This window comes from Bacillus sp. EB106-08-02-XG196 (genome assembly GCF_013396335.1).
Taxonomy (GTDB): Bacteria; Bacillota; Bacilli; order Bacillales; family Cytobacillaceae; genus Neobacillus.
Window position 1 is genome coordinate 111,282 of sequence record NZ_JABWSY010000018.1, and the last position, 10,814, is coordinate 122,095.

Below are 10,814 nucleotides of genomic sequence, written 5' to 3' on the forward strand. Positions count from 1 at the left end.
TTCTATTTCTCCTTTAGGGATGTCATTTTCTTCTTTATCAAAGACAAACTATAAAGAAGAAAGGGATAACAAAACGAAATATAAAAGGCAATTCTGGAAAAAAAGTCGTTAAAATCATTGATTTTAGTGCGTGTATTTATAAACAAACTGGCAAAGAAAATAACAAAGGTAAAAAACCAAATGACCCCTTTCGGCTTTTTTTCAAAAGTGCGCATTACACCGCGTAGGGCTGCCCATAAGTAGAGCATTAGATTTGGGAGGATGATAAGAAGCCAAAAAGAAACCGCTACATACTCCATTCTCTCGATAAAAGGAAGTTTTACAATTTTAAATAAAGAAAGAGTTGCCCAAATAGTATTTTCTAATTGTCCAGGACTGAAATAGATTAAACTTATGAGCATAACGATTAAGTACAAGAAGTTCGTTGCAGCGATTCCTAAATGAGCAAATTTAGGAACTTTCCCATGTTCCTTCATGAATGGGTAAACAACATAAAGAATCTCAAACCCTATTAAGGTAAAGGTCATTTTATGAGTCCCCTTTAGAATCGATGTAAGATTCGATTCCAAAACCGGTAGAAGATGGTGAAATTCAGCAAAACGTAAAGGATAACCAATGAGACTAACGATCCAGAATGACAGAAGGATACTAAAAAAACACGCTCCCACAATGACTCGAAAACCGCCAGTAACCCCATATATTACCAATAGCAGGATTGAGATTGAAAAAACCCATGTGGGTACGGTTGAAAAAACCCATGTTTGCATAACCTCAATATAGTTAATTAAAATAACAACAAACACCCATAAGCAATAAAGGATATATAAACTATTAATGATCTTTCCAATCCATTTTCCAAACACTTCATTATGGATGCCATAAATATCTGTTGGTCCATATATTTGTAAAGTCTTTATAATAACAAATACTACTAGATGAGTGAAAATCCCGGCTAGAATGACAGATATCCAGGAGTCGTGCTTTGCCTCCAAGAAAATAATCCGTTGATATCCATGTATACCTATCCCCACTTGGGTCGAGTGGATAATAAAAAAAAGTATAAAGGTACTTATAATATATTGTGGCTTTGCCTGATATTGAACTTTCATACAGTCACACATCCGCTACCCAAGGTCAATTATGTTTTTTTGCCTTTACAGGGTCATATTTGAATTCATCTTCAGCCCTAGTTAGGTCCGGCCTTTTGTAGGTGAAGGATAATGGTAATCGAATGATACTATCCTTCCAATCAGAAAAGCGAGGCGGATAAAATGGCGCAAGGTAAGGACTTCCAAGGCTTGTTTGTCTTAAAAGGTGCAGGAGTAAAAAACAAAAACCGAACATAATCCCATAAAAACCCCAGAATCCTGCTAAAATAATGAGAGGGAATCGGAGGATCCTTATTACATTCCCCATTGTATAACTTGGTGTGACGAATGAACCAAGAGCGCCTAAGGAAATAATGATAATGAGGATGTTGCTTGTAAATCCTGCGTCTACAGCAGCTGTTCCAATTACGATACCACCAACTATCCCCATCGTTTGTCCCACTTTTGTCGGTAGACGGGCGCCAGCTTCCCTCAATAATTCGATAATAAATTCTAAAAGAAACGCTTCTATAATGGGTGGAAATGGCACCTTTGCCCGTGATTCACTAAGTGTAAACAACAAAGTTTGTGGGACGATCTCATAGTGAAAGGTTAGGGCAGCAACATAAATAGCTGTAAAGAAAACGGATAGAAATAAGGCGGTAAATCTTAATAGTCGTAAGAATGTTGCAATTTGCCAATTTACATTACTATCCTCCATACTTTGAAAAAACTCCATAAATGACTGAGGACCAACAATGGCTAACGAACTGCCATCAACAAGGATAGCCATTTTACCCTTAAGCAGCCAATCGCATACATGATCAGGACGCTCCGTTAGCGCCATTTGTGGGAATAACGATAATGAGTTCTCTGCGATAAGCTGTTCTAGCATCGAACTGTCAAGAAGTCCATCTATTTTTAACTCTTGAATCCTACTTCTTACTATCCCAACCATTTGTTCAGAAGTAATACCATTTATGTAGACGATTGAAACCGATTTATTAGTATGAACCCCTACTTTTATATCTTCAATGCACAAGGATGTATCTTTAATATAATTTCTAATTAAAGATATATTTGTCATTAAGCTTTCATTAAATGCAACCTGCGGTCCAATAACCTGGGATTCATTTTGGGCAAATTCTAAGGAACGTCCCACATTTGAAGGGATTTTTGCTAATATTACGTATGGATCTCCTTCTAAATAAATGATTACAGTTCCGTCTAAAGCAGAATTGACCACCCGGTCCATCTGATTTGACTTTCCTATCTCACCAACTGATAAATGCTCCATAACGATTTGAATTGAATCGGTGGTTAGGTCTTTGATAGGATCAATAATATCCTGATGCAGCATAGTTTTATCGATTAAGGAACCAATGGAGAATAGGGTAATCCTCGAACTTCCTATTTCATTCTCCAAAATATCTGCACTATGCTGAAGTCTTTTTTTAAATTCAGCTGACATCAATTCTCTTGTTGCAGGAATTGAATCCTCGGTATTAACTTTTTTCTTTTCCTCTTGTGATAGTGAATTCTTCTTTTTAAAGAACATTTTGCAGCACCCTCTACCGTCTGGAAGACATTCGCTTAATGTATTATTTACCAAATAAACCGCTTTATACCACGTCTCTTTTTTACAAAAAAAATAAAGCGATGCTTACGTTAGCGTCGCTTTGGAAATTTCATTAGTGGCTCATTTTCGGAATCCATTTCTGAACCCATTTCAGAATCGGAGCTTGTGTTGTTTTCGCCAGAGCCACCGATGGTTTTGGTAATGGAAATGGGCGAAATGTAAATAGCTCCGCCAAAGTTAACAATGCCGCCAGAAATCGTCCCGATTGAAACATTATTATGGTTCGTTACCAAAGTAACCCCCTCCTTGGTGTTACTTTTATTTTATGTACGCGCAGGTGTAGGGTTCATAACAAACAATGAAAGAGCCTTAATATATATCAGGCTCTTTCATTGTTCCTTATTGTCCTTAAAAAAATGATTTAAACAATTCTTGATGATCGTTGCATTCCTTGCAAATATACTCGATTTCTAGTGGGTCTTCTCTTACCATATGTACGGTTTCTCTGCTGCAATTTTCGCAAAATCTAACTTCCTGGATTTGTTCCATGAAATAAGCACCTCTTTTTCTTAGTTCATAAAAATAGTATGTCCAAGAATATCATGCCTTTTTCATCCACATCTATTCCATTTTTAATGGTCAAATCCCTGTTGACTTATTTCGCATTTTCTTTTTCTATTTTTAAAAGCTGTTCCTTCATATCCAATCCACCACGAAAACCAGTAAGTTTACCGTTCTTCCCAATAACTCGATGACACGGTACCGTTAAGAGGACTGGATTTGCCCCAATTGCAGTGCCCACAGCTCGGACTGCGGATGGCCTTTGAATTGCTTTTGCAATATCGGAATAAGTCCACGTTTCACCGTAAGGGATTTTACAAAGTGCATTCCAAACTTTTGTCTGAAAATCTGTTCCTATTAATTCATGAGAAATGGTAAAAGAATTTCGTCCACCTTGGAAAAATTCTTTAAACTCAGCAACATATGGCTGCATGACGATATCATCTTGAACTAATGGACTTTCTGGATAATGCTTGTTTACCCAGACCTCCAATTCCTCGAATGGTTTATCCTGCGAACCAACGTAACAGAGTCCCTTAGAAGTTGCTGCCATATATAGTTTCCAATTTTCATATACCAACCTTGTCCAATATAGTGTAGGTTTCATCTTAAACCCTCCATTGTTATTTATCTTCTATGGTATAACTTTATTAAGGCATTGAAAAGAGGAGGACATTAATGGTGTTACAATCATGGGAAGATAACGTCGTTGAATTAAAACTGTTTTTACCGAAAGAATTCAACTTTAATGAAAATGTAAATTATCTAGCAAGAAACAGTAACGAGTGCCTCTTTCACATCCAGAATAATCGTATTAGTAAAGCTATTCAAATTGGAGAAGAAACACTAATTATTGAAGTTAGTTCTGTAGAAGACAACTATTTAAACATACGATTTTTGGAGGAGAGTAAACCAACTACTACAACAATTCGTGCAGAAGTTGCCCGTTATGTTAGAGAGTGGTTTGATTTAGATAGAGATTTACGTCCCTTTTATGCATTGGCAAAGGAGGATCCACTCCTTGGTCCAGCTGTTGATTCCTTTTATGGCCTGCGGATTATTGGAATTCCTGATTTATTTGAAGCCCTTTGCTGGGGCATCCTTGGGCAGCAAATTAACCTATCTTTTGCCTACACATTAAAAAGACGTTTAGTTGAAAAATTCGGTCGAAGTATTATCCATGACGGTGTCACCTATTGGGTATTCCCTTCCCCAAAGGATATAGCGACACTATCACCTTCGGAATTGGAAAGCTTACGGATGACAAAAAAGAAATCAGAATATCTCATTGGGGTTGCGGGGCTAATGGTCCAAGGAACATTAACAAAGGAATTATTATTAAATGAAGGAAGTCATCAGCAAGCTGAGAAAACGTTAGTCAAAATACGAGGTATTGGTCCTTGGACCGCAAATTATGTGTTAATGCGATGTTTGAGGTATCCATGTGCTTTTCCAATTGATGATGTTGGACTGCACAATGCAATTAAACTTCGTATAGGTAAAGAATTAAAACCCACCAAAGATGAAATTATGGAATTAGCAGTAAATTGGACAAATTGGGAATCGTACGCAACCTTCTATTTATGGAGATTTCTTTATTAATCATTTTATTTCCAATATATTTACAGTGTTTATCATGTTAAGAGTGCCGTTTTGGTTTGTCACGAACCAGATTTCTATGAGGATGGGATAACAAAAGTTTGGAATGTCGAAGAATGGTCACAAACGATAAACGCCTAATAAATATTAAACTTCCGCATGGAGTGGGGGAGTTTTCTTTATTTTCAAGGCATTGACACTATTAACCTAATATTTTCCTATAGTAAATATAGATTAGTATTTATTTATATAATAGATAAAATGAATTTAATAGAAGGAAACTATTCATTATAATCAAGTAGGCAAAGAAAATTACAGTAATAAACTAGAGAATACTTGAGGTGGATAGTTTCATGAAAAAATGGTTATCTGGTATTATTTTATTTATGCTTGTTCTTTCATTGGCAGCTTGTGGGCAAACTGAAGAAAAAGCAAAAGAAAGTAATGAAGAAAATAAAGATACAAAAATCGAGGAAGTATTTAAAATTGGTGCGATTCCCGATCAAAATGCAGCCTTCCTACAAACAGGAATGGAAGCTGTTGCAAAACAGTTAAGCGAAGAAACGGGAATGAAAGTCGAATTTGTACCTTCTGTTGACTACGCAGCACTCGTAACAGGATTCCAACGTGGGGAAATACATTTAGCATGGTTTGGCGGATTAACAAGCGTGCAGGCAAGAAACCTTGTGCCTAATGCAGAGTCCATTGTTCAACGACCACGTGACGCTGAGTTCAAATCTGTATTCATTACCCAAGAAGGCTCAGGTATTAATACATTAGCTGATTTAAAAGGAAAATCCTTCACATTTGGCAGTGAAAGCTCTACCTCAGGACATTTAATGCCGCGTTTTTTCTTATCTGAAGAAGGCATTGATGCGAATACTGACTTTAATGGAAAGCCTAACTTCTCCGGCTCCCATGATACAACATACAAGTTAATCGAATCAGGTTCCTTCCAAGCTGGTGCGTTAAACATTTCTGTGTGGGAAGCAGCTGTAAAAGAAGGAAAAGTAGATACAAACAAAGTGAAAGTATTCTATACTACACCAGATTATTATGATTATAACTGGACAATTAATAGCAATGTTGGAGAGGTATTTGGGAGTGATGTTAAGCAAAAGGTAAAAGAATCACTACTTTCTATGCCAGGTAACTCAACAGAAATTGCTGATTTGTTCCAGACTGACAAATTTATTGAAACAAAAAATGAGAACTATGAAAAGATTGAGAAGGTTGCCAAAGAATTAGAGATTATTAAGTAGTAGGTGTTGTTACATGTCATCTAAAACGATGATTGAAGCTAAAAAAATATCAAAATATTTTGAGGGGAAGATAGCCTTATCTTCCCTTTCTTTTTCTATCAAGCAAGGTGAATTGGTTGCCTTAATTGGACCTAGCGGTGCTGGAAAAACGACTTTATTGAATTCGATTGCGGGACTTTTATCACTTGAGGACGGCGACCTCCTCATTGACAGTAAACACCTTAAAGAATATAAACGAGGCAAAAGGTTTGCCAAGAAAATAGGTGTCATTCGTCAGCAGTTCGATTTAATTGGTCCTCTTGCCGTTATTCATAATGTCCTCGCTGGTAAATTATCAGAGTGGAGTCTTTTCAAATCGTTATTTTCCCTGCTTGTCCCCCAGGATAAAGAAGCAGCATTAACAGCACTTGAAAGAGTCGGTTTAGATAATAAACCTTACGAAATAACGGCTACTCTGTCAGGCGGTGAACAACAGCGTGTGGCAATGGCAAGATTAATGATACAGAACCCAGAAATCATTCTGGCAGATGAACCAGTAGCCTCTCTCGACCCTGCACGGGCAGATGATGTGCTCAGCATGCTGACAAAAATCGTTACAGAGGAAAATCAAACATTACTTGCCAGCCTGCATTCAGTAGAATACGCAAAAAAATACTTTAAGAGAATCATTGCTCTCAAAAATGGTGAAATATTTTTTGATTTGCCAACAGAAGAAGTAACCGATGAATTATTAAATGAATTATATCAACTAAAGGAGCAGGATTCAGATGACTAAGCTAATCCCCTCCCTTAGGCTGCATAAAAGATTCATTCTAACTCTACTTTTGATTACGGTTTTCGTTTGGAGTCTTACCTCTATTCAATGGAATTCAGAGCTTTACCATGCTGGCGGGATTCCTACGATGCTGCAAATATTTGAAGGGTTAATCCAGCCGAATTTGGATCCTAGACTTTTATTAGTCGGATTAGAATCTGCTTGGATTACACTTGCGTATGCTGTTGCAGGGATGTCGCTAGCTATTGTTTATGCTTTGATTGTTGGTGTATTAGCCTCTGGAACATTAACTTCAAGCAGGTTCTCGCGCATTATTTCCATCGTTTTTTTTCGTGGAATTTTAGGTTTTACTCGATCGATTCATGAATTAATCTGGGCTTGGCTTTTTGTGGCAGCAGTAGGACTATCCCCCTATGCCGCAATCCTGGCACTTGCTATTCCTTACGGTGGAATTTTAGGGCGGATTTTTGCAGATATGTTAAATGATGTTACAAAGCAGCCTATTCTCGCCTTACTATCAACAGGTTCCACCCGCCTGCAAACACTTATCTATGGCTATCTCCCATTGGTTTGGTCAGATTTTATTAGTTATACAATGTACCGCTTTGAGTGCGCCATTCGTTCCTCAGCGATTATGAGCTTTGTTGGCCTAGGCGGCCTCGGTTTTCAAATCCAATTAGCACTTGCAGATTTGAAGTATGACTCCGTTTGGACATTTGTCTTTTTCCTCATCGCTCTAGTGATTTTTGTTGATGGCTGGAGTAGTTTGGTTCGAAAAGGATTAACGGAGCATAAACGAAGAAAAGGACTGAATTCAGGATGGCTTTCCGTCCTATTTGCACTTATCTTAATTGCCGCTTCCTGGTTTTATATCACAATTGGTGAAAAAGCTAATTTAGGAGAATTATTATCAGAGAAAAACCTGGAATATGCTAGTAAGTTTTTCGGTGGACTCCTTGGAATCAATCAAGATAACCCAGCATTCCTTAACGGAGAAAGCTGGGCATTAGCGTTGAAGCTTACAATGGAGACTCTTGAAATGAGTATCATGGCAATAGGATTTGCAACGGTTGTCGCTTTCATTACCGTCATTCCAGCCGCTAGAAATATAGCGAATGGAAGTCTTACTTTACAAAAGAATTGGTATAACAGCATTCTATATGCTGTTATCCGCCTTTTTTATATCTTTTCAAGGTCGGTTCCAGAATTAGTCTGGGCGATGATGATTATTTTCATTTTTAAACCTGGTATCTTACCAGGAGCATTAGCCCTTGCCCTTCACAACTTTGGTATTCTCGGTAAACTCTGGGCAGAGGTTGTCGAAGATATGGATCCAAGACCTATCCGTAACCTAGCAAGCGCTGGAGCTTCAAAAATAGAAATTTTATTTTATGGAATTCTACCGATAGTCCTGCCTAGATTTCTCACCTATATTCTCTATAGATGGGAAGTAATTATGAGAACGACCATTGTCGTTGGTTTTGTTGGTGCAGGCGGTCTGGGGATGGAGTTTAAGCTCGCGATGAGTTATTTTGACTATACACAAATTACCTTATTGTTACTTTGTTATATGATTCTCGTCATCATTGCAGATTTTGCATCAGAAACGACTCGAAAAGCAGTTAAATAAGAGCACAAGTCATTTCAGGCTTGTGCTTATTTTATTGTTTTTTTTTCTGCTAATCATTTGCTAGTAACTGCTAGTTCATTACTATCTAAAAGATAGTAGGTTTAATGGGTTCCTTATGGCTGTTTTGCAAAATTAAATGAAATAAAAAATTGAAATACTTGTATTGGATTCATGTTTTCTATTATCCTAAGCATAGCACCCAAAATTTAATCAATATTATACATATGGGTTTGAAGTGTTTAGATCATATAGGAGTTGGAGTATTTGGAAACAAAAAGAGCGTTGCCTATTTTATTTTTAGTCATGTTTTTAGTGATGATTGGTTTTGGAATCATCATACCTGTTCTTCCTTTTTATGCAGAAGAGATGGGGGCGTCCCCTACTCAACTCGGATTATTAATGGCTGTTTATTCACTAATGCAGCTCATTTTTGCTCCATTTTGGGGTAGAATATCCGACCGAATCGGTCGTAAGCCGATCATGATGATTGGCATTGCTGGATTATCGTTTTCCTTCTTTATGCAGGCGATGGCTACGGAGCTTTGGATGTTATTTGCAGCGCGTATTATTGGCGGAATGTTATCATCTGCTAATATGCCAACTGCAATGGCCTATGTTGCTGATATAACGACCCCCGAAAATCGTGGTAAAGGGATGGGCATTATAGGGGCAGCAGTTGGACTCGGTTTTGTATTTGGCCCTGCCATTGGTGGAATATTTTCTAAAACAAGCATGAGTATGCCTTTTTATTTAGCTGGGGCATCTTCATTAATAACCTTAGTCATTATTTTCTTTTTATTGAAAGAATCCTTACAAAAAAATAGTGCTGACATGAACCAAAGTAAAACACAATCACGATGGAAAGCATTTACTGGTCCTGCATCCATATTGTTTTTATTACAGCTGTTAATCTCTCTTTCTCTTTCTGGTTTAGAAGCGACATTTGCTTATTTTGCTGCAAAAAAAGCGGGATTAGGAGCGATACAGTTAGGCTATATATTCATGATTATGGGGTTTGCTGGTGCGATGGTGCAAGGCGGTATGGTTGGCAGATTAACAAAGAAATACGGTGAAGGTAAAGTGATTCAAGGTGGAATTATTGTCTCGGCGGTTGGTTTTGCTTTAATCCTTCTAGTAAACAGTTTTGCAACTGCTGCTATATTTTTATCTATCTTTGGGATTGGAAACGGCGTAATTCGCCCAAGTGTCTCTTCCCTGCTGACCAAAACTACAGATTCTGGTCATGGAAGTGCAACTGGACTGCTTTCCTCCTTTGATTCATTAGGCAGAATTGTTGGACCTCCCCTCGGCGGTTGGTTATTCTCACTTTCAATCGGCTTACCTTATATATCTGGTGCAATCATTTCAGTCATAGCCTTAATCGTGTATCAATTTTATCGTTCAAAAGTTTTAGTCTTAAAAACAAACTAGCATATGTAATTAGGACATGCATAAGATAGGTTACGAGGATGTAATTGTTAAAAGGAGTTGAGATGAATGAAAATACTCTCTCATTTCACGACGTTTTTATTCCTATGTATCATTGTTGCTCTTGTAGCCTATCTTGATTCGCCGTACTCATTTATCCATAGCGGCTATTCCTATTCCACCAGTGAACCAGCTGTGGCACAGCCTGTTGACGTAGAACCGCCAACCGATGTACCGGTTTTGGAGAATAGGCTCGATAGTGTTAAACAAATGGACGGGTATTACGTGGAAATCTATCAGGAATATGAATTTTATTATGATGAAGAAGGAAATGTAATTAAAAGAGATCCTACATCGAAAACAGAAAGTGTCCGCTATTGGGATGAACCTTAAAAGCTGTCGAGTAACATTGACAGCTTTTTCTTTTTGGCTGTTTTCGCAAAGATTGTTGTTTTTATTATTGGTTAATAATGTTTTTTGCTTAAGTCACCTCAGGTTCAGACACCATGACTCCTAGATCCATCGAACTTGTCTGAAGTCGCCTCTGGTTCGGACACCATGACTCTTAAATTCATCGAACTTGTCTGAAGTCACCTCAGGTTCAGACACCATGACTCTTAAATTCATCAAGCTTGTCTGAAGTCACCTCAGGTTCGGACACCATGACTCTTAAATTCATCGAACTTGTCTGAAGTCACCTCAGGTTCAGACACCATGACTATTAAATTCATCAAGCTTGACTGAAGTCACCTCAGGTTCGGACACCATGACTCTTAAATTCATCGAACTTGTCTGAAGTCACCTCAGGTTCAGACACCATGACTCTTAAATTCATCAAGCTTGACTGAAGTCACCTCAGGTTCGGACACCATGACTCTTAAATTCATCAAGC

The 10,814-nt window shown here is 37.8% G+C and carries 11 protein-coding genes; 6 read left to right on the forward strand and 5 right to left on the reverse strand.

What is annotated here, in order from left to right; translation table 11 throughout:
* Nucleotides 1–2: 2 nt before the first annotated feature.
* From MLOOGBEN_RS24115 to MLOOGBEN_RS24130, 5 genes are all read right to left on the reverse strand, one after another.
* The gene (locus MLOOGBEN_RS24115) at nucleotides 3–1,109 is read right to left on the reverse strand and encodes a GerAB/ArcD/ProY family transporter (protein ID WP_179160829.1); all 1,107 of its coding nucleotides are present in this window, start codon (nucleotides 1,107–1,109) and stop codon (nucleotides 3–5) included.
* Nucleotides 1,110–1,134: 25 nt separating this feature from the next.
* The gene (locus MLOOGBEN_RS24120) at nucleotides 1,135–2,646 is read right to left on the reverse strand and encodes a spore germination protein (protein ID WP_179160830.1); all 1,512 of its coding nucleotides are present in this window, start codon (nucleotides 2,644–2,646) and stop codon (nucleotides 1,135–1,137) included.
* Between the two features lie 110 nt (nucleotides 2,647–2,756).
* The gene (locus tag MLOOGBEN_RS24125) at nucleotides 2,757–2,960 is read right to left on the reverse strand and encodes a spore germination protein (RefSeq protein ID WP_179160831.1); all 204 of its coding nucleotides are present in this window, start codon (nucleotides 2,958–2,960) and stop codon (nucleotides 2,757–2,759) included.
* 115 nt (nucleotides 2,961–3,075) lie between these two features.
* Nucleotides 3,076–3,216, reverse strand: a complete 141-nt coding sequence (locus MLOOGBEN_RS29000; protein WP_193747793.1) for a hypothetical protein — start codon at nucleotides 3,214–3,216, stop codon at nucleotides 3,076–3,078.
* A gap of 106 nt (nucleotides 3,217–3,322) precedes the next feature.
* On the reverse strand, nucleotides 3,323–3,835 hold the full coding sequence (locus MLOOGBEN_RS24130; protein ID WP_179160832.1) for a methylated-DNA--[protein]-cysteine S-methyltransferase: 513 nt from the start codon (nucleotides 3,833–3,835) through the stop codon (nucleotides 3,323–3,325).
* A 71-nt stretch (nucleotides 3,836–3,906) separates the two neighbouring features.
* Here MLOOGBEN_RS24130 and MLOOGBEN_RS24135 point away from each other — a divergent pair, with 71 nt between their 5' ends.
* The 6 genes from MLOOGBEN_RS24135 (at nucleotide 3,907) to MLOOGBEN_RS24160 (ending at nucleotide 10,315) form a co-directional block, all read left to right on the forward strand.
* The gene (locus tag MLOOGBEN_RS24135) at nucleotides 3,907–4,830 is read left to right on the forward strand and encodes a DNA-3-methyladenine glycosylase 2 (RefSeq protein ID WP_179160833.1); all 924 of its coding nucleotides are present in this window, start codon (nucleotides 3,907–3,909) and stop codon (nucleotides 4,828–4,830) included.
* 350 nt (nucleotides 4,831–5,180) lie between these two features.
* A complete protein-coding gene (locus tag MLOOGBEN_RS24140; protein WP_179160834.1) occupies nucleotides 5,181–6,089 on the forward strand; it encodes a putative selenate ABC transporter substrate-binding protein in 909 nt (302 codons plus the stop codon).
* Between the two features lie 13 nt (nucleotides 6,090–6,102).
* Nucleotides 6,103–6,864, forward strand: coding sequence for a phosphonate ABC transporter ATP-binding protein (locus MLOOGBEN_RS24145; protein ID WP_179160835.1), 762 nt, complete (start codon nucleotides 6,103–6,105; stop codon nucleotides 6,862–6,864).
* A complete protein-coding gene (locus MLOOGBEN_RS24150) occupies nucleotides 6,857–8,494 on the forward strand; it encodes a PhnE/PtxC family ABC transporter permease (RefSeq protein ID WP_179160836.1) in 1,638 nt (545 codons plus the stop codon). Before MLOOGBEN_RS24145 ends, MLOOGBEN_RS24150 begins: the two co-directional genes overlap by 8 nt.
* A 264-nt stretch (nucleotides 8,495–8,758) precedes the next feature.
* Nucleotides 8,759–9,925 carry an MFS transporter gene (locus tag MLOOGBEN_RS24155; RefSeq protein ID WP_179160837.1) on the forward strand — a complete coding sequence of 389 codons (1,167 nt, stop codon included), beginning with the start codon at nucleotides 8,759–8,761 and terminating at the stop codon, nucleotides 9,923–9,925.
* Between the two features lie 66 nt (nucleotides 9,926–9,991).
* Complete coding sequence (locus MLOOGBEN_RS24160; protein ID WP_179160838.1) at nucleotides 9,992–10,315, forward strand: hypothetical protein; 324 nt, start codon at nucleotides 9,992–9,994, stop codon at nucleotides 10,313–10,315.
* The last annotated feature ends 499 nt before the right edge of the window (nucleotides 10,316–10,814 follow it).